The 20,943-nt window shown below is 31.0% G+C and carries 26 protein-coding genes and 1 tRNA gene; 3 read left to right on the forward strand and 24 right to left on the reverse strand.

Annotation, left to right across the window (positions count from 1 at the left end; translation table 11 throughout):
* Positions 1 to 51 precede the first annotated feature (51 nt).
* Positions 52 to 732: an SDR family NAD(P)-dependent oxidoreductase gene (locus tag SJY27_RS05625; protein WP_397447286.1), complete on the forward strand. Its 681-nt coding sequence runs from the start codon at positions 52 to 54 to the stop codon at positions 730 to 732.
* Between the two features lie 325 nt (positions 733 to 1,057).
* Positions 1,058 to 1,603 carry a SprT-like domain-containing protein gene (locus SJY27_RS05630; RefSeq protein ID WP_397447901.1) on the forward strand — a complete coding sequence of 182 codons (546 nt, stop codon included), beginning with the start codon at positions 1,058 to 1,060 and terminating at the stop codon, positions 1,601 to 1,603.
* A 9-nt stretch (positions 1,604 to 1,612) separates the two neighbouring features.
* Here the strand turns inward: SJY27_RS05630 and SJY27_RS05635 are convergent, their stop codons facing one another.
* The 5 genes from SJY27_RS05635 to SJY27_RS05655 form a co-directional block, all read right to left on the reverse strand.
* On the reverse strand, positions 1,613 to 3,091 hold the full coding sequence (locus SJY27_RS05635) for a DUF389 domain-containing protein (protein WP_397447287.1): 1,479 nt from the start codon (positions 3,089 to 3,091) through the stop codon (positions 1,613 to 1,615).
* A 56-nt stretch (positions 3,092 to 3,147) separates the two neighbouring features.
* On the reverse strand, positions 3,148 to 3,645 hold the full coding sequence (locus SJY27_RS05640; RefSeq protein ID WP_397447288.1) for a CIA30 family protein: 498 nt from the start codon (positions 3,643 to 3,645) through the stop codon (positions 3,148 to 3,150).
* A 142-nt stretch (positions 3,646 to 3,787) separates the two neighbouring features.
* Positions 3,788 to 3,860, reverse strand: a tRNA-Lys gene (locus SJY27_RS05645).
* A gap of 61 nt (positions 3,861 to 3,921) precedes the next feature.
* The gene (locus SJY27_RS05650; RefSeq protein ID WP_397447289.1) at positions 3,922 to 4,689 is read right to left on the reverse strand and encodes an ABC transporter ATP-binding protein; all 768 of its coding nucleotides are present in this window, start codon (positions 4,687 to 4,689) and stop codon (positions 3,922 to 3,924) included.
* Positions 4,690 to 5,430 (reverse strand): MlaE family ABC transporter permease, encoded by a 741-nt coding sequence (locus tag SJY27_RS05655; RefSeq protein WP_397447290.1) that lies wholly within the window; start codon positions 5,428 to 5,430, stop codon positions 4,690 to 4,692. It abuts the gene before it with no gap.
* Between the two features lie 106 nt (positions 5,431 to 5,536).
* Between SJY27_RS05655 and pafA the strand changes: the two genes are divergently transcribed.
* The gene (gene pafA / locus SJY27_RS05660; RefSeq protein WP_397447291.1) at positions 5,537 to 7,177 is read left to right on the forward strand and encodes an alkaline phosphatase PafA; all 1,641 of its coding nucleotides are present in this window, start codon (positions 5,537 to 5,539) and stop codon (positions 7,175 to 7,177) included.
* A 70-nt stretch (positions 7,178 to 7,247) separates the two neighbouring features.
* Here pafA and ctlX read toward each other — a convergent pair whose 3' ends face one another.
* The 19 genes from ctlX to rpsH form a co-directional block, all read right to left on the reverse strand.
* Entirely contained in the window at positions 7,248 to 8,180 is a 933-nt protein-coding gene (gene ctlX, locus SJY27_RS05665) for a citrulline utilization hydrolase CtlX (RefSeq protein ID WP_397447292.1), read from the reverse strand.
* Between the two features lie 65 nt (positions 8,181 to 8,245).
* Entirely contained in the window at positions 8,246 to 9,160 is a 915-nt protein-coding gene (locus SJY27_RS05670) for a dimethylarginine dimethylaminohydrolase family protein (RefSeq protein ID WP_397447293.1), read from the reverse strand.
* 70 nt (positions 9,161 to 9,230) lie between these two features.
* A complete protein-coding gene (locus SJY27_RS05675) occupies positions 9,231 to 10,517 on the reverse strand; it encodes a citrate synthase (protein ID WP_397447294.1) in 1,287 nt (428 codons plus the stop codon).
* A gap of 184 nt (positions 10,518 to 10,701) precedes the next feature.
* Positions 10,702 to 11,988 carry a phosphopyruvate hydratase gene (eno, locus tag SJY27_RS05680; RefSeq protein WP_397447295.1) on the reverse strand — a complete coding sequence of 429 codons (1,287 nt, stop codon included), beginning with the start codon at positions 11,986 to 11,988 and terminating at the stop codon, positions 10,702 to 10,704.
* 263 nt (positions 11,989 to 12,251) lie between these two features.
* On the reverse strand, positions 12,252 to 13,370 hold the full coding sequence (gene carA / locus SJY27_RS05685; RefSeq protein WP_397447296.1) for a glutamine-hydrolyzing carbamoyl-phosphate synthase small subunit: 1,119 nt from the start codon (positions 13,368 to 13,370) through the stop codon (positions 12,252 to 12,254).
* 172 nt (positions 13,371 to 13,542) lie between these two features.
* The gene (rplQ, locus tag SJY27_RS05690; protein ID WP_397447297.1) at positions 13,543 to 14,028 is read right to left on the reverse strand and encodes a 50S ribosomal protein L17; all 486 of its coding nucleotides are present in this window, start codon (positions 14,026 to 14,028) and stop codon (positions 13,543 to 13,545) included.
* A 95-nt stretch (positions 14,029 to 14,123) separates the two neighbouring features.
* Positions 14,124 to 15,116, reverse strand: a complete 993-nt coding sequence (locus SJY27_RS05695) for a DNA-directed RNA polymerase subunit alpha (RefSeq protein WP_397447298.1) — start codon at positions 15,114 to 15,116, stop codon at positions 14,124 to 14,126.
* A 97-nt stretch (positions 15,117 to 15,213) separates the two neighbouring features.
* A complete protein-coding gene (gene rpsD, locus SJY27_RS05700; RefSeq protein ID WP_397447299.1) occupies positions 15,214 to 15,819 on the reverse strand; it encodes a 30S ribosomal protein S4 in 606 nt (201 codons plus the stop codon).
* A 78-nt stretch (positions 15,820 to 15,897) separates the two neighbouring features.
* A complete protein-coding gene (rpsK, locus tag SJY27_RS05705) occupies positions 15,898 to 16,281 on the reverse strand; it encodes a 30S ribosomal protein S11 (RefSeq protein ID WP_397447300.1) in 384 nt (127 codons plus the stop codon).
* Between the two features lie 83 nt (positions 16,282 to 16,364).
* A complete protein-coding gene (rpsM, locus tag SJY27_RS05710) occupies positions 16,365 to 16,730 on the reverse strand; it encodes a 30S ribosomal protein S13 (RefSeq protein ID WP_397447301.1) in 366 nt (121 codons plus the stop codon).
* The gene (gene ykgO, locus SJY27_RS05715; protein WP_004568720.1) at positions 16,730 to 16,846 is read right to left on the reverse strand and encodes a type B 50S ribosomal protein L36; all 117 of its coding nucleotides are present in this window, start codon (positions 16,844 to 16,846) and stop codon (positions 16,730 to 16,732) included. The genes rpsM and ykgO overlap by 1 nt, the downstream gene beginning before the upstream one ends.
* A 13-nt stretch (positions 16,847 to 16,859) precedes the next feature.
* On the reverse strand, positions 16,860 to 17,075 hold the full coding sequence (gene infA / locus SJY27_RS05720; protein WP_024740627.1) for a translation initiation factor IF-1: 216 nt from the start codon (positions 17,073 to 17,075) through the stop codon (positions 16,860 to 16,862).
* A 2-nt stretch (positions 17,076 to 17,077) separates the two neighbouring features.
* Positions 17,078 to 18,400: a preprotein translocase subunit SecY gene (gene secY, locus SJY27_RS05725; protein WP_397447302.1), complete on the reverse strand. Its 1,323-nt coding sequence runs from the start codon at positions 18,398 to 18,400 to the stop codon at positions 17,078 to 17,080.
* A 9-nt stretch (positions 18,401 to 18,409) separates the two neighbouring features.
* Entirely contained in the window at positions 18,410 to 18,862 is a 453-nt protein-coding gene (gene rplO / locus SJY27_RS05730) for a 50S ribosomal protein L15 (protein WP_397447303.1), read from the reverse strand.
* 10 nt (positions 18,863 to 18,872) lie between these two features.
* Entirely contained in the window at positions 18,873 to 19,055 is a 183-nt protein-coding gene (rpmD, locus tag SJY27_RS05735) for a 50S ribosomal protein L30 (RefSeq protein ID WP_397447304.1), read from the reverse strand.
* 11 nt (positions 19,056 to 19,066) lie between these two features.
* Entirely contained in the window at positions 19,067 to 19,591 is a 525-nt protein-coding gene (gene rpsE, locus SJY27_RS05740) for a 30S ribosomal protein S5 (RefSeq protein WP_041383683.1), read from the reverse strand.
* A gap of 3 nt (positions 19,592 to 19,594) precedes the next feature.
* The gene (rplR, locus tag SJY27_RS05745) at positions 19,595 to 19,939 is read right to left on the reverse strand and encodes a 50S ribosomal protein L18 (RefSeq protein ID WP_397447305.1); all 345 of its coding nucleotides are present in this window, start codon (positions 19,937 to 19,939) and stop codon (positions 19,595 to 19,597) included.
* A gap of 11 nt (positions 19,940 to 19,950) precedes the next feature.
* Positions 19,951 to 20,496 (reverse strand): 50S ribosomal protein L6, encoded by a 546-nt coding sequence (gene rplF / locus SJY27_RS05750; RefSeq protein WP_397447306.1) that lies wholly within the window; start codon positions 20,494 to 20,496, stop codon positions 19,951 to 19,953.
* A 10-nt stretch (positions 20,497 to 20,506) separates the two neighbouring features.
* Positions 20,507 to 20,905, reverse strand: coding sequence for a 30S ribosomal protein S8 (rpsH, locus tag SJY27_RS05755; protein WP_397447307.1), 399 nt, complete (start codon positions 20,903 to 20,905; stop codon positions 20,507 to 20,509).
* Between the last annotated feature and the right edge of the window lie 38 nt (positions 20,906 to 20,943).

Here is a 20,943-nt window from a genome sequence, read left to right on the forward strand (position 1 = left end):
TAAATGTATGAAAATTTGAGTAGATTGCTCCTGTAAAAATTTGAATTTTAAATGAAAAATGTAATAATTACGGGTACAAGTAGAGGAATTGGTTTTGAATTGGCAAAATTATTTGCCAATAACAATCATAATGTTTTGGCTATTTCTAGAAACACTAAGCCTTTAGAAGAAGTAAATCATAAAAACATAAAAGTACTTTCTGTGGATATTTCTGACGATAATGCTGTAGAAAAAGTATCAGATTTTGTTAAAAACCATTGGAAAAAAGTAGATATTTTAATCAATAATGCAGGCAAATTAATCAACAAACCTTTTACAGAATTAACTTCTGAAGATTTTTTAGAAGTTTATAAAGTAAATGTTTTTGGAGTAGCAGCCTTAACCAAAAATTTAATTCCTTTTTTACAAAAAGGAAGCCATGTAGTTACCATAAGTTCTATGGGAGGCATACAAGGTAGCATGAAATTTGCTGGTTTAGCAGCTTATTCTTCTGCCAAAGGTGCTGTAATTACTTTATCTGAATTATTAGCAGAAGAATACAAAACACAACAAATTGCGTTTAATGTTTTGGCTTTAGGTGCTGTACAAACAGAAATGTTGGCAGAAGCTTTTCCTGATTATAAAGCCCCACTTTCTGCAAAAGAAATGGCGAATTATATTTTTGATTTTGGAATGACTGGCAATAAATTTTACAACGGAAAGGTTTTACAGGTTTCTTCTACTACTCCTTAATTTAAGATGATTATTGCATTTACCTTTATTTTAACTTCTATTTTTCAGTTCATTCTATATAATAAAAGCACCAAAAAGAAAGATAAGCCTAATGAATTAATAATTAGTTTAATTATTGTTTTTACATACATTTTTATTTATCCAATTATTTTTTATTTTATCTATAAAAATGATAATCATATAAATTTTTCTTTCTTTACTCAAGCTTTTACTTTTGGTAGTATTGGAACAATTTTTACAACTATAACTTATATTTTTTGGCGTTTTGAAAAAAGAAGAAACTTTTAATACTTTTTTAAAATACATTCCTAAAAAGTCGATTGAAATGGTTCAATATTTAATTGAACAAAATAATTTTACGCTTAAAATTGTTAATCAACGACAAACAAAACATGGGGATTTTAGAAAGTTACCTAATGGAAAATTTCAAATTACAGTAAATAACAATCTTAACAAACATCAATTTTTACTGACTTTAGTTCACGAAATTGCGCATCATGTTACGCATCAAAAATTTGGTAGGGTTCAACCTCATGGAAAAGAGTGGAAAATGGTTTTTCAACATTTAATGTTGCCCTTTTTAAAACCTGAAATTTATCCTATAGCGATGTTATCGCCTTTGGCAAATTACTTAAAAAACCCAAAAGCGAGTACAGATTCCGATGTAAATTTGTCTTTAGCCTTAAGAGCTCATAAAGCTGAAATTGGAAAACATTTTATTTTTGAGATTCCTACAGGCAGCTTATTTATTTTTAAGAATGTAATTTATAAAAGAGGTAATAAACGTAGAACCCGATTTGAATGTTTAAATATGCATAACAAAAAGGTGTATTTATTCAATCAAAATGTAGAAGTAAAGCTACATCACTAAAATAAAATTTTATTCTCTTTTAATAAATAAAGTATCTAGATTCATTTCTTTTTGAAGCCAAGTTCTTAATTCTCTTTCCTTAGGCGATACAATACTATCTGGTAGACTTAAATTCCATTTTACTGTTGCTACAGGAATAGTATCTATCTTAATAAAATCGGAAGATGACAATACATTTGCAAAACCAATTGCTTGTATATCTGCATACCTAATTTTTGCAACCTTGGCAATAGTACTAAACGTAATAACATCTTGATTTTTGTTTAAAGCATCTTGTTCAATTCTATTATTTAAGGTAGAAATGGTTTCTTGCAAACCTGCAATTTGCTTTTGTAAGCCTGCAATAATATTTTTACTTTCTTGTAATTCTTCTCTTTTTTCTTTGTAAGCTGTGGTAATCAACTCAAAACTTTTGGTATCACTTCCTTTTATTTTTAGCTGAAAATCTTTAATCTTAGAATACTCTTGACTTTTCAATTGATTACTTAATAAATTTCGTTCTCCATTGGTTACTTCATTAAAGAAACTCAATCTTATTTCTTTTTTATTAATATCTACTTCTGGGTCTCCAATCAACTGAAAATTTTCTATCGTTTTTATTTCGCTTTTGATAAAATTATTTACCTGTAAATCTATCTGACTTTCATTAAACACTTGAACAAAGGTGAAAATTGCAGGAATCATAACTGCTACACCAACAACAGTTGCTATGGTTGCATATCGTTTTCTTTTAGCTGCATTAGCATATTTATGCATTGGAAAACTTAGTAGTTTTAAGACCAAAAATGTAGCTAAAGCAATAAAAATAGTATTAATAGTAAACAAATACATTGCCCCTAAAAAGTAGGTAAAGTTTCCTTTTGCCAACCCATAACCAGCTGTACACAAAGGAGGCATTAAGGCAGTTGCTATGGCTACCCCAAATATTACAGAGGCTATAGTACCTTTTTTAGTTCTTGCTACCATTAAAGCTAAACCACCAAAAAACGCAATGAGTACATCTCGAATATCTGGGCTTACTCTTCCTAGCAACTCTGAGTTATCTTCACTTAAAGGAAAAAAATAAAAGAACAAAAAAGAGGCAAATAAACTAAGGCCAATCATTGTGCCTAAGTTAATTAATGACTTTTTAAAAGTATTGATATCATTTAACGCAAAAGACATTCCTATACCTAAAATTGGCCCCATTAAAGGCGATATAAGCATGGCACCAATTACAACCGCGGTTGAATTAGCATTTAAGCCTACAGACGCCACAAAAACAGCAAAAATAAGAATCCAAGCAGTTGCCCCTTTAAAAGGAATATCTGCCTTTATGGCTTCGATTGTAGCCTCATGATCTGTATCATCTCTAAAATCTAAAAGCTCGTGTAAAAACTTTTTTATACTCTCAAAAAGACCCATGGCCTCTTTTTGAATATTCTGTTTTGAAGTTTCTGTAGAATTCTCTGATTGAGAATTGGTGTTTTTTTGAATATCTTCTTCCATATTAGTAGCTAACAACTTTGGAAAGATACAAAAAAGCACCTTCACACAAGTCGAAATTATTTAAGATAAATTTGATCAATTTCTAATTGAAAATTTTCTGCCTTTTTATTACCAATAAGTATGGCTATTTCTTCGATAGTTTGCGACGAAAAGTTATCCATATTCAAATTTCTTCCTCTAAATGAAGGATACAAATCAGCTAAATTAATTTCAATAGATTGCCAAGCACCAGATGTTGCAAACTTTTTAATGTAAGAGTAATAATTTTTAGATTTATCTTTAACTCTAAATTGATAACTTTTTCCATCACCTTTAATTTTTAATATTACTATTGAATATTGGACAACATTTAAGGCATTAAATCTGTATCTTAAAGATGAAAAACCACCATTATTATCTAAAGATACTTTACCAACATACAAACCATTCCCATTTTCATTAATTGTAAATTTTCCTTGAGAAACACCTCCCATAACTACATCATCAACTACTCTCCAAGAAGAAATATCAGATGTTTTAGAAAAATTTATGATAACCTGTTGTGTTTGTTGCATAATGGTAAAAATTGATAAAAATAAAAACAACTTATTCATTTCATTTTTTATAATTTCTTGTAAAAATACAAGATTTTAAAGATCAAGTATCTTAATAAAACCAAAAAACTCTGCAAAAAATTGCAGAGTTTTTTAAATATTGTGACCGGGCTGGGGCTCGAACCCAGGACCCTCTCCTTAAAAGGGAGATGCTCTACCAACTGAGCTACCAGGTCAATCTTTTTCTGTAAGCGGCTGCAAATATATATGTTATTTTTAAAAAAACAAACTTTTTTTTTAATTTGTTTGGTTTAAATATGCTTCGCGAACTTTCTTAAATAAATTAGAAGAATACACAAAATTCACAACAGCTTCATTGTCAGTTCTAAACATTTCTTCACTGTTTCCTTCCCATGCTTTTCTGCCATTTTTTAAAAAAAGAATTTTTTCTCCAATTTCCATAACAGAGTTCATATCGTGTGTATTAATTACAGTGGTTATTTTGTATTCATCTGTAATTTCTTGAATTAAATTATCAATTACGGTTGCTGTTTCTGGGTCTAATCCTGAGTTAGGTTCATCACAAAATAAATATTTTGGATTCATAACTATGGCTCTAGCTATGGCTACCCTTTTTTGCATCCCTCCAGATAATTCTGCAGGTAATTTTTTATTAGAATTTTGTAAATTCACTCTATCTAAAACAAAATTTACTCGATCTAACATTTCTGCTTGAGATTTTTTTGTAAACATCTTTAATGGAAACATTACATTATCTTCTACGGTTTGAGAATCAAACAAAGCACCACCTTGAAAAACCATTCCAATTTCTTGGCGCCATTGTCTTTTTTCTGCTATTGTAAATTTTGTATTGATTCTACCATCAAAAGAAATAGTACCTGCTTCTGGAGTATGTAAACCAATTAAGGACTTTAAAAATACTGTTTTACCTGCCCCACTTTGGCCAATAATTAAACTTGTTTTTCCTGGGTGAAATGTTGTTGTTATGCCTTTTAACACCTCTACATCACCAAAACCTTTGCGTAAATCTTTAACTTTTATCATTTAAGTAAGTAACATTTGTGTTAAAAAATAATTAGCAATTACTATTAAAATTGTAGTCCATACTACAGCTTGAGTGCTAGCTTTACCCACTGCAATAGAACCTCCTTTTACATAATAACCAAAATAAGAAGGTACAGTTGCTATTAAAAATGCAAACACTAATGTTTTAGTTATGGCATATACCAATAAAAAAGGTTTAAACTCTGTTTGTAAACCCTCTATATAATCTACCCCACTAAATAAACCAGATAACACACCTGCTATCCATCCTCCAAAAATACCTAACATCATTCCTAAAGAAATTAAAAAAGGATAAAAGAAAACGGTTGCTATTACTTTAGGTAATACTAAATGATTTAGAGAATTTACCCCCATAACATCTAATGCATCTATTTGCTCTGTAACACGCATTGTACCAATACTTGAAGTTATATAAGAGCCCACTTTACCTGCTAAAATAATAGAACAAAATGTGGGTGCAAACTCTAAAATAATAGATCTTTTTGCTGCAAAACCAATTAATGATCTTGGTATAAATGCGCTGTCTAGGTTTAATGCTGTTTGTAAGGCAATTACACCACCAATAAAAAAAGAAATAAACATAATAATACCTAGAGATTTTAAACCTAGCTCTTCTATTTCTTTAATTAATGACTCGTAAAAAATAATGCCTTTTTGAGGTCTTTTAAAAACCTGTTTTAACATCATAAAATATTTACCAATATGTTCTATATAATTCACAGATTAGATTTTATGCTAAATTAATAAATAACATTTAGACAATATAAGTTTCATTGTAGCAATGTAAAAATTAATTACTTTTGATGAACCAATTAGCTAATTTTTTATGAAAAATAATATTCTTTTTTTAGTACTGTATTTTGCTTTTTTTTTGGGATGTAAGCCTCTAGAAAACAAACCTCAAAAACCAAAACTTATTGTTGGTATTGTTGTTGACCAAATGCGTTATGACTACTTAACTCGATTTTATGATAGATATTCAGAAAATGGTTTTAAAAGAATTTTAAAGGATGGTTTTTCACTAGAAAATGCACATTACAATTACATACCCACCTATACAGCAGTTGGGCATTCGTCTATTTATACTGGTACTACACCCGCAAACCACGGAATAATTTCTAACAATTGGTATGACAAATATTTAAAGAAATCTATTTATTGTGTAGATGATTCTACTTTTACTACCATTGGTAATTTAAGTAATTCTGGTAAAAAATCGCCTTATAAATTGTTTACAACTACAGTTACAGATCAACTAAAATTAGCGCAGAATATGAAAGGAAAAACTATAGGTATTGCTATTAAAGATCGATCTGCAATTTTACCTGCTGGTCATACAGCTAATGCGTCTTATTGGTTTTATGGTAATGATGCCCCTAAGTGGATTAGCTCTTCTTTTTATATTGATAAACTACCAAAATGGGTAATTGATTTTAATAATACGAATAAGGCTGACGATTATTTAAAACAACCCTGGAACACTTTATATGATATAAAAACCTATACAAATAGTATTATTGATAATAATATTTTTGAAGGGAAATTTACAGGAGAAACCACAACTTCTTTACCACATGATATCCCAAATTTAAGAGCTAAAAACGGCAATTTTAATTTACTAAAATCGATTCCTGCTGGTAATACTTATACTGCAGATTTTGCTAAAGCAGCAATTATTGGAGAGAATTTGGGTAAAACTGAATATACCGATTTTTTAGCGGTTAGTTTTTCCTCTACAGATTATATTGGCCATAAATTTGGTCCAGCATCTAAAGAAATTGAAGATACTTATTTAAGATTTGATAAAGATTTGGCTGATTTATTACTTTTTTTAGATAAACAGATTGGAAAAGATAAATACACTATTTTTCTTACAGCAGATCATGCTGCTGTTCATGTACCTGCGTATTTACAGTCTTTAAAAATTCCTGCTCATTATTTAAATAATACTACGTTAAAAGAAACTATTTTATTAATCACTAAAAAATATTTTAATTCGGTTGAATTGATCGAAAATATATCTAACTATCAAATCTTTTTAAATAAAGCAAAAATTGAGTCTTTAGGGTTTACTAAAAATCAGGTTGCTGAAAAAATTGCAGAAGAACTTATTGATTTTGAAGGAATTTATAAAGTTGTTACTGCAAAAACGCTACAAACAACACATTTTTCTGAAGGGATTTTGAACTCTTTACAAAATGGATACAATCAAAAATTATCTGGAGATGTATTAATGATTCCTTATCCTGCAACTTTAACAGGTGGTAAAACCGGAACTTCTCATGGCTCTGGGTATTCTTATGATACGCACGTACCCATTATATTTTATGGTAATGGAATCAAAAAAGGAGTTTCTAAAAAACGTTACGACATTATAGATATAGCACCAACTATTGCCAATCTTCTAAAAATTGAAGCTCCTAATTCAGCAACAGGAAAAATTGTTGAAGAGGCACTTTTAAAATAATTAAATTTTAATAGAAAAGTAAACATCGACTAAAAGAAGCATTAAATTTTAGTCGATTTGTTTAGTTTTGCTATGCTTTTGGTAAGAAAACTTCTGCCATCATACAACGTGCACTTCCACCACCACAAGTTTCTATAGTAGTTAACGAACTAGAAATAATTTGACAATGTTTGTTGATTATTTTTCGTTGATTTACGGTTAAGCAATCAAATGCAGCCTGGCTCATTACTAAAAATCGCTCATCGTTTTTACCAATAACTTGAAGCATATTTCCTGCAAAATGAGTTACTTGTTCTTCAGTAATATCTATAACTTGTTTTTTATCTTCTTTTAAGTGTTTTAGCACATTTTTTCGTTCTTTTTTATCATCTATTGAAGATAAACACACTACTGCAAAAGTTTCAGCAATACACATCATTACATTTGTGTGGTAAATAGCTTCTCTTTTTCCATCAACAGTTTGGTTTGCCGTAAAAATTACTGGAGTGTATTCAAAATCTTCACAGAATTCTATAAATAATTCCTCATCTGCTCTAGGAGATAAGGCACAATAAGCCTTTTTATTGATTCTATCTAAAATCATGCTTCCTGTACCCTCTAAGAAAATATCTTCTTGTTCTGCTGATGTATAATCTACTATATTTTCAATAATAAAACCTTCTTTTTCTATGGCTTCTAAAATATCTTCACGTCTTTCTAAACGTCTATTTTCTGCAAACATTGGGTAAATAGCAACAGTTCCATCAGCATGAAAAGAGTTCCAATTATTAGGAAAAACAGCATCTGGAGTATCTAACTCTTTGGTATCAGAAACCACAATTACTTTAACTCCATAACTTTTTAGCTTATCAACATAAGCATCAAACTCTTGTTGTGCTTTTAGGTTAATTTCAAAATTTTTTAAATCTATATCTTCTTGATAGTAATTATTTATAGCTGTTTGCTCATTTTTTCTAAAACTTACAGGACGAACCATTAAGATTGTATTTGTAGATTGTTGCATAAATACCTGAATTTAAAAATTAAAATTGTTTTTATTTTACTGAATACACCTATTTCAAAGCATTATTAATCTCTTATTAATGGTAATGTAGAGCAACGTAATAACCCCTCTTGCTTTGCAATCTCTGCATAAGGCACTTTTTCTACTATAAAACCTTTTTCTGTTAACCAAGTATTTAGTCTTGTAAAGTTTTTTTCTGATATAATTACCTTTTCTGATATTGAAAAAACATTACTGTTCATGTTGTACATTTCCTCTTTTGTAATTTCAAAGACATTTTCTTTGCCAAAAAATTCTAATAACCATTGGTAGTCACTTTCTAATAAAAATCCGTTTTTATGTAATATCGCTTTGTCTTTTCCTATAGGTTGAAAACAACAGTCTAAATGAAGTGCATTTTCTTTAGCGTTAGTATTCGATTTTCTTAATTCAAAAGATTTTACGGTCTTATTAGGAAATAATTTTTGTAATTCTTTTACTGCTGCTATGTTTGTTCTTGCTGTAATATAATTTGGATAATCATCAGCTGAATACGTACCAACAAAAATATAATCGTTCCAAGGCATTACATCACCACCCTCTACATGACATTCTTTTGGTAAAACTATAATATTAGCGTTATTAATTTGAGAAATAACTTTATCAATAGCTTTATACTCTCTTTCTCTATCAGGAAGAATATTTGCTTCTATAAACTTATCTTCTATAACAAAAGCAATATCTCTTGAAAAAATTTGATTGTAATTTTCGATGATGTTAGGCCGAAAAACTTGTACGTTATATTTCTTAAAAACTTCAGCAACGGCTTCCATCTCTTGAACCATATCAATTTCTTTAGGATATGTACCCGCTAAAACATGTTCTATACTTTTTGGATCATAACAATCATCTACTTTAGGGACTCCTCCATTACTTTGTGCTGTTCCTAAAATTACAGCTCTTAATCTAGAGGTTTCGTTTTGAATATTGAGTTTTAGCATATTTTAAGGATTAAAAAAAGCCTCATAAATTTATGAAGCTTTTAATTTTGTGCAAAAATAGTACTATTTTCTATCTTTTTTGTATTTCTACAAACTCTCTATAGGTTTCACCTGTATAAATTTGTCTTGGACGACCAATTGGTTCTTTTTTCAATCTCATTTCTTTCCATTGTGCAATCCAACCTGGTAATCTTCCTAAAGCAAACATAACTGTAAACATTTCTACAGGAATTCCCATAGCTCTGTATATAATACCTGAATAAAAATCTACATTAGGATATAGTTTTCTGTCTACAAAATACGGATCACTCAAAGCTTCTTGTTCTAACCCTTTAGCAATTTCTAAAATAGGATCGTTAACACCTAAGTCGTTCAATACTTCATCTGCAGCCTTTTTAATAATTCTTGCTCTTGGATCGAAGTTTTTATACACTCTATGTCCAAAACCCATTAATCTAAAAGGATCATTTTTATCTTTAGCTTTGGCCATATACTTTTTAGTATCTCCACCATCTTCTTTAATAGCCTCTAACATTTCTAATACAGCTTGGTTTGCACCACCATGTAATGGCCCCCAAAGTGCGGAAATCCCAGCAGAAAGCGATGCAAATAAACCAGCATGAGATGAACCAACAATTCTTACTGTAGATGTAGAACAATTTTGCTCATGATCTGCATGTAATATTAAAAGTTTGTCTAAAGCATCTTTAACAATTGGATTAATTTCAAAATCTTCATTAGGTTGCTTAAACATCATATACATTAGGTTTTCTACATAACCTAAATTTTTTCTACCATAATTTAAGTGCAATCCTTGTTTTTTACGCATTGTCCAAGCTACTAAAACAGGAAATTTACCTAAAATTCTAACAATAGCATGATACATATCTTCTCTAGATTCAATATTTACTGAAGCTGGATTAAAGGCTGTTAATGCACTTGTTAAGGAAGATAAAACCCCCATTGGATGAGCGTTTCTTGGAAAAGCCTCTATAATTTTTCTAACGTCATCATCTACTAAAGAATGATCTCTAATGTCGGAATGAAATTTTTCTAGCTGTTCTGTTGTTGGCAAATCACCAAAAATTAATGCGTATGCAGTTTCTAAGAAATCTGCTTTTTCGGCTAATTCTTCTATAGAATAACCTCTGTATCTTAAAATTCCTTTTTCACCATCTAAAAAAGTAATCGCACTTTCACAAGAACCCGTATTTTTATACCCTGGATCAATAGTAATTACTCCATTGGTAGCTGCTCGCAATGTTTTAATATCAATTGCGACCTCATTTTCAGTTCCTTTTACAAGTGGAAACTCATATAAATTTTCTCCTATCTGTAACTTTGCGATATCTGGCATTTAAAGTTTTTTTTAAGTATTGTTTGTTTCGCGAAGATACCAATTTATTGAAGATTTTGAAAGCTGTTATATATAGATTTTAAATATTAAAAAATAAGGTTAATCGATTAAGCAAAATACGTTGTAAATAATAAAACCCTGTAAATATTTACAGGGTTTTAATGTTTATAATTGAAACTTTTATTTAAATTTTAAAAGCATTCTCTTGAGGAAAATAAGCTGTTTCTGCTAATTCTTCTTCAATTCTTAACAATTGATTGTATTTTGCCATTCTATCTGAACGTGAAGCTGAACCTGTTTTAATCTGTCCGCAATTTAAAGCAACAGCTAAATCTGCTATTGTATTGTCTTCTGTTTCTCCAGATCTATGAGACATTACAGAAGTATATCCTGCATTTTTAGCCATATTTACAGCTGCAATAGTTTCTGTTAAAGAACCGATTTGGTTTACTTTAATTAAGATAGAATTTGCTATTCCGTTTTCAATTCCTCTAGACAAACGCTCTACATTAGTAACAAATAAATCATCACCAACTAATTGAACTTTATCTCCAATTTTTTCAGTTAAATATTTCCATCCATCCCAATCGTTTTCATCCATACCATCTTCTATAGAAATAATTGGATAATTAGCAGCTAATTCTGCTAAATAATCAGCTTGTTCTTGGCTAGTTCTAACCACACCTTTACTACCTTCAAATTTAGTGTAATCATAAGCTCCATCAACATAAAATTCTGCTGCTGCACAATCTAAAGCTATTTTTACTTCATCACCAAAAGAATATCCCGCATTTTTTACAGCTAAAGCTATAGTGTCTAATGCATCTTCTGTACCATCTAAAGTTGGTGCAAAACCTCCTTCATCTCCAACAGCAGTAGATAAGTTTCTATCGTGTAAAACTTTCTTTAAATTATGAAAGATTTCAGATCCCATTTTCATTGCTTCAGTAAAGTTTTTAGCTTTAACTGGCATTACCATAAATTCTTGAAATGCAATAGGAGCATCTGAATGCGACCCACCATTAATGATATTCATCATTGGTACAGGTAATGTATTTGCAGAAACCCCACCTACATATCTGTATAAAGGCATACCTAATTCATTAGCAGCAGCTTTAGCAGCAGCTAATGAAACACCTAAAATTGCGTTTGCCCCTAATTTAGATTTATTTGGTGTACCATCTAAATCTATCATTAACTGATCAATTGCATTTTGTTCAAATACAGAAGTACCAAGTAATTCTTCTGCTATAATATTGTTAACATTATCTACAGCTTTTAGAACTCCTTTACCCATATAATCTTTTCCACCATCTCTTAATTCTACTGCCTCGTGTTCTCCTGTAGATGCCCCAGATGGTACTGCTGCTCTACCTAAAACTCCGTTTTCTGTAGTTACATCTACCTCTACAGTTGGGTTACCTCTTGAATCAAAAATTTGACGTGCGTGAACGCTGATAATAATGCTCATTTTTATATTGTTTAATTAGTTTAATAAACTTTTTTATTACTCTGCTAAATTACAAAAAGTAGTAAAGATTATATAATATGTAATTGATTAATTACGAAAACGATTACTGTAAAATTAAAAAACCCACTCAGAGAACTGAGTGGGAAAATTGCTATGAAAAAGAATGTGATTTTACAATCACACTGCAAATATAGTTTGAATATTTAATTAATCAATAATAAAAAGGGCGAATAACCCTAAAGCACCGTTGATTAACAAGAAAGTTACGATAAAACTATCTTTGATTCTTTAATATTTGTTATAAATTGATCAAATAAATACTCAGAATCGTGTGGTCCAGGACTTGCTTCTGGGTGATATTGTACTGAAAAAACCTTTTTATCTTTTAAACGGATACCTGCCACAGTATGATCGTTTAAATGAACATGTGTAATTTCTACATTTTGATTAGCCTCTGTTTCTTCTCTATTAATTGCAAAACCATGATTTTGCGAAGTAATTTCTCCTTTACCTGTTAACAAATTCTTTACAGGATGATTAATACCTCTATGACCATTGTGCATTTTATAGGTAGATATACCTTGAGACAAAGCGATTACTTGATGTCCTAAACAAATACCAAATAAAGGTAAATTTTTATCAATAATTTCTTTGGCTACTGATTGTGCTTCAACTAATGGTTCTGGATCTCCAGGACCATTTGATATAAAATACCCATCAGGATTAAAACTTGCTAAATCTTTAAAAGATGAATTATAAGGAAATACTTTTATGTAGGCACCTCTTTTTGCTAAGTTTCTTAAAATATTCTTTTTAATTCCGATGTCTAAAGCAGAAATCTTAATGTCAGCATTTTCATCACCAACATAATAAGGATCGGATGTAGAAACTTTAGAAGCTAATTCTAAACCTTCCATACTTGGTACTTCTGATAATTGCTTTTTTAATCCGTCAATATTGTCAACATCAGTAGAAATAATCGCATTCATGGCACCATTATCTCTAATATAAGCAACTAATGCTCTCGTATCTACATCAGAAATGGCCACTAAATTGTGTTTTACAAACCAATCCTTTAAATTTCCATCAGAATCTACTCTTGAGTGGGTAAAACTAAAATTTCTACAGATTAAACCTGAAATTTTAATCCCATCAGATTCTACTTCATTATCATTTACACCATAGTTACCAATATGTGCATTAGTAGCTACCATTAATTGACCAAAATAAGAAGGATCTGTAAAAATTTCTTGATAGCCAGTCATACCCGTATTAAAACAAATTTCTCCTGTTGATGTTCCTTCAATTCCAACAGATTTACCATAAAAAATTGTTCCGTCTGCTAATAAAACTAAAGCTTTTTTTCTTGTTTGATATTTCATTGATAGTTTTTGTGTTGCTTTCGCTACAAATTTACAAATTATATGTTTTATTACTTGTAATTTGATTTTTGGTTTTTAACATAATTATTAAATACGAAAATGAACTTAGCATAAAAAAAGGGATAAACGCAAACGTTTATCCCTTTAATATACTTTAAAAAATTTTCATTTCTTATTCTTCTGATTTTTCTTCAGTTGCTGTTGTTTCTACTTGAGAAGCTGTTTCAGTTTTTTTACTACCACCTCTTCTACTTCTTCTTGTAGTTTTCTTAGCTTTTGCACCTTTAGGATTGTAGATTTCGTTATAATCAACTAACTCTACCATAGCCATAGGAGCATTATCTCCTTGACGATTTCCTAATTTGATGATACGAACATAACCACCAGGTCTATCTGCTACTTTTACAGAAATTTCTCTAAAAAGTTCTGTTACAGCATATTTATCACGTAAATAAGAGAATACAACACGTCTATTGTGAGTTGTATCTGCTTTAGATTTTGTAATTAATGGCTCAACAAAAACTCTTAATGCTTTTGCTTTTGCAACAGTAGTGTTAATACGTTTGTGCTCAATTAATGAACAAGCCATATTTGCTAACATCGCTTTTCTGTGCGCTGTTTTTCTACCTAAATGATTGTGTTTTTTTCCGTGTCTCATTATTGACGTTTGTTTGTTATTTCATCTTGCTACGAACCTCTTTGGTGAGCAAATTATGAAATGATTAAAATTATATTCTCTAAAAACTAATTGAATTAGTCTCTATCTAATTTGTATTTGGTTAAATCCATTCCAAAACTAAGGCCTTTAACAATCACCAACTCTTCTAATTCTGTTAATGATTTTTTACCAAAGTTTCTAAATTTCATTAAATCGCTTTTGTTAAACGATACTAAATCCCCTAAAGTATCTACCTCTGCCGCTTTTAAACAATTTAAAGCTCTGACAGATAAATCCATATCGATTAATCTTGTTTTTAACAACTGACGCATATGTAATGATTCTTCATCATACGTTTCTGTCTGCGCAATTTCATCAGCTTCTAAAGTGATACGCTCATCAGAGAATAGCATGAAGTGGTGAATTAAGATTTTTGCAGCTTCTGTTAATGCATCCTTAGGATTTATTGAACCGTCTGTGTCTATATCAAAAACCAATTTTTCATAATCCGTTTTTTGCTCAACACGATAGTTTTCGATAGAATATTTTACATTCTTAATTGGGGTGTATATTGAATCTGTAAAGATTGTACCAATTGGTGCAGAAGCTTTTTTGTTTTCTTCTGCAGGTACAAATCCTCTACCTTTTTCAATAGTAATTTCTGCATTTAATTTAACAGATTTGTCCATATTACAGATTACTAAATCTGGATTCAATACTTGAAAGCCTGAAATAAATTTCTGTAAATCTCCAGCAGTAAACTGCTCTTGACCTGATAACGAAATAGAAACAGTTTCTCTATCAGTTTCATCTATTTGCTTTTTAAAACGAACTTGTTTTAAATTTAAAATGATTTCTGTTACATCTTCTACAATTCCAGGAACTGTTGAAAATTCATGCTCTACTCCATCTACTCTTAAAGATGTAATTGCAAAACCTTCTAAAGATGATAATAAAACTCTTCTTAAAGCGTTACCTACTGTTAAACCGAAACCTGGTTCTAAAGGTCTAAACTCAAATCTACCTTTAAAATCAGTAGATTCAATCATTATTACTTTATCTGGTTTCTGAAAATTTAAAATTGCCATTATTTTTCTTCGTTTTAATTGTTATTTAGTTGCGCGATATATAAGTTTGAAGAAGTACAAATAGATCCTTTGGCTAAATACCAATATGATTAATTTATTATTTAGAATACAATTCTACAATTAATTGCTCTTTAATGTTTTCAGGAATCTGTAATCTCTCTGGAGTTTTTACGAAAGTACCTGTTTTAGTGTCGCTATTAAAAGTTAACCATTCGAAAACATTGTTTGTAGATGCTAAGGCATCTTCAATAGCAACTAAAGATTTTGACTTTTCTCTAACAGCTACTACATCTCCTTCTTTTAAACTAAAAGATGGTATATTCACAATTTCTCCATTAACAGTAATGTGTCTGTGAGAAACTAACTGACGTGCTCCACTCCTAGATTTTGAAATCCCCATTCTATAAACAACGTTGTCTAAACGAGATTCACATAATTGTAGTAAAATTTCACCAGTAATTCCTTGAGAAGCTGAAGCTTTTTTAAATAAGTTACTGAACTGACGCTCTAAAATACCATAAGTATATTTCGCTTTCTGCTTCTCCATTAATTGGGTTGCATATTCAGATTTTTTTCCTCTTCTTCTCGCATTTCCATGCTGTCCTGGAGGAAAGTTTCTTTTTTCGAAGTTTTTGTCTTCTCCGAAAATCGCTTCGCCAAATTTACGAGCAATTTTAGTTTTTGGTCCTGTATATCTTGCCATTTCTTTTTTGTTATGATTAGGGATTATGAATTAAGGCTTATCCTTCGAAAATCTTATTCCTAATCGATTAAAATATAATTATACTCTTCTTCTTTTTGGTGGGCGACATCCATTATGTGGAATTGGTGTAACATCAATAATTTCAGTTACCTCAATACCAGCGTTGTGAATAGATCTAATTGCAGATTCTCTACCATTACCTGGTCCTTTTACATAAACCTTTACTTTACGTAAGCCTGCTTCTTTTGCTACATTTGCACAATCTTCTGCTGCCAATTGAGCTGCATAAGGAGTATTCTTTTTAGAACCTCTAAAACCCATTTTACCTGCAGATGACCATGAAATTACATCACCTTTTTTGTTTGTTAAAGAAATAATGATGTTGTTGAAAGACGCTGTTACGTGCGCTTCACCAATTGCATCAACAATTACTTTACGTTTTTTTGAACTTGCTTTTGCCATAATTTGAATATTTAGTTATTAAATTTAGTAAGTTGTATTAATAAAATACGGCACACTAAACCATAACTAGGTTAATCACTAACTTATTTTTTCTTGTTAGCTACAGTTTTTCTCTTACCTTTTCTTGTACGAGAATTATTTTTTGTTCTTTGACCTCTTAAAGGAAGACCTAATCTATGACGAATTCCTCTCTGACATCCAATATCCATCAAACGTTTGATGTTTATTTGAACTTCTGAACGTAATTCACCTTCAATAGTGAAAGAACCAACTTGTTCTCTAATTGCTGCAATTTGATCATCTGTCCAATCTTGCACTTTGATGCTTTCTTCAACGTTTGCACCTGCTAAAACTTGTTTAGCTCTGCTGTTTCCTATACCAAAGATGTAAGTTAAAGCAATAACTCCTCTTTTATTCTTTGGAATATCAATACCTGCTATTCTTGCCATTACCCTTGTCTTTGTTTAAATCTAGGATTTTGTTTATTAATCACATATAATCTACCTTTTCTGCGTACTATTTTGCAGTCGGCACTTCTTTTTTTAACTGATGCTCTAACTTTCATCTGTTTTGTTTTTTTAGTATCTGTAAGTAATTCTTGCTTTTGATAAATCGTAAGGACTCATTTCTAATTTCACTTTATCACCAGGTAATAATTTGATATAATGCATACGCATTTTACCTGAAATATGAGCTGTTACAATATGTCCGTTCTCTAACTCTACACGAAACATTGCATTAGATAATGCTTCTGTAATTGTTCCATCTTGTTGAATTGCGGGTTGTTTAGCCATTTTTACTTATTCGATTTTCTGTTACTATTTCCTGCTTTCATTAAACCATCATAGTGACGATTTAATAAATATGAGTTTATTTGTTGTAGTGTATCAATTGCAACGCCAACCATAATGATTAATGAAGTTCCACCATAAAACATTGCCCAACTTTGTTGTACTCCAAACTTAACCACTATAGCTGGTAAAATTGATAAAGCCGCTAAGAATAATGAACCTGGGAATGTTATTCTTGATAACACAGAATCTAATCTATCTGCAGTATCTTTTCCTGGTCTGATACCTGGAATAAAACCACCACTCCTTTTTAAATCTTCTGCCATTTTATTCGTAGGAATAGTAATAGCTGTGTAGAAATAACTAAAAATGATAATTAATAAAGCAAATATTACATTGTACTGCCAACCATTGGAGTCTGTTAAACTTACCAATGCAGGGAATTTTTGACCTAATGCTAATGGCACAAACATAATAGCTTGAGCAAATATAATTGGCATTACACCAGCAGCATTTAGTTTCAAAGGAATATAATCTCTTGAACCTGCAACATTTTGGACGTTACCTGCAACTGTTCTTCTAGCATATTGCACTGCAATTTTTCGCACTGCTGTTACCAATAAAACAGTTAATAAAATTACTACAAACCATAAAATGATTTCGATTAAAATCATCATCAAACCACCTGCACCTGCATTCTCTGTTTTTGCAACAAACTCTTGTAAAAAAGCAGCTGGAAAATTGGCAACAATACCCACAGTAATTAACAACGATATACCATTACCCACACCTTTATCAGTAATACGCTCACCTAACCACATTGCAAATATAGTACCTGCTGTTAAAATGATGATTGAAGAAACCCAAAAAGTAACCCCTGGCACTAAAAAAGCCTCAGGACCTAAACCAAACTGGGTTTTAATAGCAGTAATGTATGTAGGAGCTTGAACCAGTGTTATACCAATGGTAAGCCATCTTGTAATTTGTGTAATTTTTTTTCGTCCACTTTCTCCATCTTTTTGTAATTTCTGTAGATACGGAACTGCAATTCCCATCAACTGAACTACAATAGATGCAGAAATATAAGGCATAATACCAAGTGCCATTACTGACGCTCTTGCAAATGCCCCACCTGTAAATGCATTTAATAATCCTAAAAGACCACCTGAAGTACCATCTTTTAACGCTGCTAACTGCAATGGATCTATTCCTGGTAAAGGAACGGAAGCCATAAAACGATATACAGCAATTAATCCGACAGTAAGAAGAATCTTATTCTTTAATTCCTCAATACTAAAAATCTCTTTTAATTTATTAATTAAATTCATCATTTACTATTATAAAGCAACAGCTTCTCCTCCAGCTGCCTCGATTGCAGCTTTAGCTGATGCTGTAAATTTATGTACTGTTACATTTAATTTTGCTTTTAGCTCACCACCACCTAATATTTTAACTAAGTCGTTTTTACTTGCTAATCTGTTAGCTATCAAATCTTCTAATGTAACTGTATCTGTTATCTTTCCACTATCAACTAAAGATTGTAATTTATCTAAATTGATTCCTTGGTATTCTTTTCTATTGATGTTAGTGAAACCAAATTTTGGCACACGTCTTTGAAGTGGCATTTGCCCTCCTTCAAAACCAATTTTACGAGAATAACCTGAACGAGATTTAGCCCCTTTGTGACCTCTTGTAGAAGTACCTCCATGACCAGAACCCTCACCACGTGCGATTCTTTTCTCTTTTTTTACAGATCCTTCTGCTGGTGTTAAGTTATGTAAACTACTCATTTTAAATATCTTATTTTAATTCCTCTACAGAAACTAAATGTGAAACTTTATCTACCATACCAACAATTGAAGGAGTTGCCTCATGTTCAACAGTTTGGTTTAATCTACGTAAACCTAATGCCTCTAAAGTTCTCTTCTGATTCTTTAAACGCCCGATTTGACTTTTTACTTGTGTAACTTTAATTTTTGCCATCTCTTTTAGATTTATCCGTTAAATACTTTTTCTAAAGAAATTCCTCTTTGCTTTGCAATAGCAGCTGCACTACGTAATTGTAATAAAGCATCAAATGTTGCTTTTACTGCATTGTGAGGGTTGGAAGATCCTTGAGATTTAGATAATACATCATGCACACCTACAGACTCTAATACTGCACGAACTGCACCACCAGCAATAACCCCTGTACCAGGAGAAGCAGGTTTAATGAATACTTTTGCACCACCAAATTTACCTTTTTGTTCATGTGGTAATGTACCTTCTAAAATAGGAATTCTAACTAAGTTTTTCTTTGCATCTTCTACTGCCTTCGCAATTGCAGAAGATACATCTTTAGATTTACCTAAACCATGTCCTACAACACCATTACCATCTCCAACAACAACAATTGCGGAGAAACCAAATGCTCTACCACCTTTTGTTACTTTGGTAACACGTTGCACACCTACTAGTCTATCTACAAGCTCTAATCCGCTTGGTTTAACTCTTTCTACGTTTTTATAACCTTGCATAATCTCTTAAAATTTTAAACCAGCTTCTCTTGCAGCATCTGCTAATACCTTAACTCTACCATGGTATAAATAACCATTTCTATCGAAAGCAACTGTTTCAACTCCAACTTTTTGAGCTTTTTCAGCAATTGCTTTACCAACTGCTTGTGAAGCTTCTGCCTTTGTTTCTGCTTTTATATCTCTAGATGAAACTGAAGTTAATGTTACTCCGTTTACATCGTCTACCAATTGCGCATAGATTTCTTTATTACTTCTGTAAACCGATAATCTTGGTTTAGCAGCAGTACCTGAAACAATCTTTCTGATTCTACGCTTAATTCTAGCTCTTCTTTGTAATTTTGATAATGCCATAATGCTATATCTTATGCAGATTTACCTGCTTTTCTTCTTAATACTTCACCTACAAATTTAACTCCTTTACCTTTGTAAGGTTCTGGTCTACGGAAACCTCTAATTTTCGCAGCTACTTGACCCACTAATTGTTTGTCAAAAGAAGTTAATTTAACTATTGGATTTTTTCCTTTTTCAGAAACTGTTTCAACTTTAACTTCTGGAGCTAACTCTAAAACAATATTATGAGAATATCCTAAAGCTAAATCTAACTTTTGACCTTGATTTGATGCTCTATAACCTACACCTACCAATTCCAATTCTTTAGTCCATCCTTTAGAAACACCTTCAATCATATTATTGATTAAAGATCTCATTAATCCATGTTGTGCTTTATGGTCTTTACTTTCTGTAGCTCTATTACACACTACAGCTCCATCTTCAATTTTAACTGTAATTCCTTCAGAAATTGTTTGAGATAATTCTCCCAATTTTCCTTTTACAGTTACTACATTGTCTTTTATGCTTACATCTACACCTTGTGCGATGCTAACGGGATTTTTTCCTATTCTACTCATCTTTCAAGATTTAATAAACGTAACATAAAACTTCTCCTCCAACGTTCTCTAAACGAGCTTTCTTGTTTGTCATCACTCCTTTAGATGTAGAAACAATAGCAATTCCAAGTCCGTTTAATACTCTTGGCATCTCTTTAGAGCCAACATATTTACGTAAACCTGGTGTACTGATTCGTTGAATTTTTCTAATTACTGACTCTTTTGTGATTTTGTCATATTTTAAAGCAATTTTGATGATTCCTTGTACAGACTCATCGTTAAATTGATAACTTAAAATATACCCTTGATCAAACAAAATTTTAGTCATTTCCTTCTTCAAGTTTGAAGCAGGAATTTCTACCACTCTGTGTCCTGCAGCGATAGCATTTCTTACTCTAGTAAGAAAATCCGCAATTGGATCTGTATACATACTTATTTAAATTGTGATTACGGTTTTCAATAATCTCT

The organism is Polaribacter sp. R77954 (assembly GCF_044595335.1).
Classification (GTDB): domain Bacteria; phylum Bacteroidota; class Bacteroidia; order Flavobacteriales; family Flavobacteriaceae; genus Polaribacter.

What these genes read in the sequence shown, in the direction of transcription:
- SJY27_RS05630 (WP_397447901.1), top strand. Translation starts at nt 1,058, where the DNA reads ATGGTTCAATATTTAATTGAACAAAATAATTTTACGCTTAAAATTGTT.
- rplR (WP_397447305.1), bottom strand. Translation starts at nt 19,939, where the DNA reads ATGGCATTATCAAAATTACAAAGAAGAGCTAGAATTAAGCGTAGAATC.
- rplQ (WP_397447297.1), bottom strand. Translation starts at nt 14,028, where the DNA reads ATGAGACACGGAAAAAAACACAATCATTTAGGTAGAAAAACAGCGCAC.
- infA (WP_024740627.1), bottom strand. Translation starts at nt 17,075, where the DNA reads ATGGCTAAACAACCCGCAATTCAACAAGATGGAACAATTACAGAAGCA.
- SJY27_RS05675 (WP_397447294.1), bottom strand. Translation starts at nt 10,517, where the DNA reads ATGCCAGATATCGCAAAGTTACAGATAGGAGAAAATTTATATGAGTTT.
- pafA (WP_397447291.1), top strand. Translation starts at nt 5,537, where the DNA reads ATGAAAAATAATATTCTTTTTTTAGTACTGTATTTTGCTTTTTTTTTG.
- rpmD (WP_397447304.1), bottom strand. Translation starts at nt 19,055, where the DNA reads ATGGCAAAAATTAAAGTTACACAAGTAAAAAGTCAAATCGGGCGTTTA.
- SJY27_RS05635 (WP_397447287.1), bottom strand. Translation starts at nt 3,091, where the DNA reads ATGGAAGAAGATATTCAAAAAAACACCAATTCTCAATCAGAGAATTCT.
- rpsD (WP_397447299.1), bottom strand. Translation starts at nt 15,819, where the DNA reads ATGGCAAGATATACAGGACCAAAAACTAAAATTGCTCGTAAATTTGGC.
- secY (WP_397447302.1), bottom strand. Translation starts at nt 18,400, where the DNA reads ATGAATTTAATTAATAAATTAAAAGAGATTTTTAGTATTGAGGAATTA.
- SJY27_RS05625 (WP_397447286.1), top strand. Translation starts at nt 52, where the DNA reads ATGAAAAATGTAATAATTACGGGTACAAGTAGAGGAATTGGTTTTGAA.
- eno (WP_397447295.1), bottom strand. Translation starts at nt 11,988, where the DNA reads ATGAGCATTATTATCAGCGTTCACGCACGTCAAATTTTTGATTCAAGA.
- SJY27_RS05650 (WP_397447289.1), bottom strand. Translation starts at nt 4,689, where the DNA reads ATGATAAAAGTTAAAGATTTACGCAAAGGTTTTGGTGATGTAGAGGTG.
- ykgO (WP_004568720.1), bottom strand. Translation starts at nt 16,846, where the DNA reads ATGAAAGTTAGAGCATCAGTTAAAAAAAGAAGTGCCGACTGCAAAATA.
- rpsH (WP_397447307.1), bottom strand. Translation starts at nt 20,905, where the DNA reads ATGTATACAGATCCAATTGCGGATTTTCTTACTAGAGTAAGAAATGCT.
- ctlX (WP_397447292.1), bottom strand. Translation starts at nt 8,180, where the DNA reads ATGCAACAATCTACAAATACAATCTTAATGGTTCGTCCTGTAAGTTTT.
- rpsM (WP_397447301.1), bottom strand. Translation starts at nt 16,730, where the DNA reads ATGGCAAGAATAGCAGGTATTGATATTCCAAAGAATAAAAGAGGAGTT.
- SJY27_RS05640 (WP_397447288.1), bottom strand. Translation starts at nt 3,645, where the DNA reads ATGCAACAAACACAACAGGTTATCATAAATTTTTCTAAAACATCTGAT.
- rplF (WP_397447306.1), bottom strand. Translation starts at nt 20,496, where the DNA reads ATGAGTAGAATAGGAAAAAATCCCGTTAGCATCGCACAAGGTGTAGAT.
- SJY27_RS05670 (WP_397447293.1), bottom strand. Translation starts at nt 9,160, where the DNA reads ATGCTAAAACTCAATATTCAAAACGAAACCTCTAGATTAAGAGCTGTA.
- rplO (WP_397447303.1), bottom strand. Translation starts at nt 18,862, where the DNA reads ATGAGTAGTTTACATAACTTAACACCAGCAGAAGGATCTGTAAAAAAA.
- carA (WP_397447296.1), bottom strand. Translation starts at nt 13,370, where the DNA reads ATGAAATATCAAACAAGAAAAAAAGCTTTAGTTTTATTAGCAGACGGA.
- rpsK (WP_397447300.1), bottom strand. Translation starts at nt 16,281, where the DNA reads ATGGCAAAAGCAAGTTCAAAAAAACGTAAAGTAATTGTTGATGCAATT.
- SJY27_RS05695 (WP_397447298.1), bottom strand. Translation starts at nt 15,116, where the DNA reads ATGGCAATTTTAAATTTTCAGAAACCAGATAAAGTAATAATGATTGAA.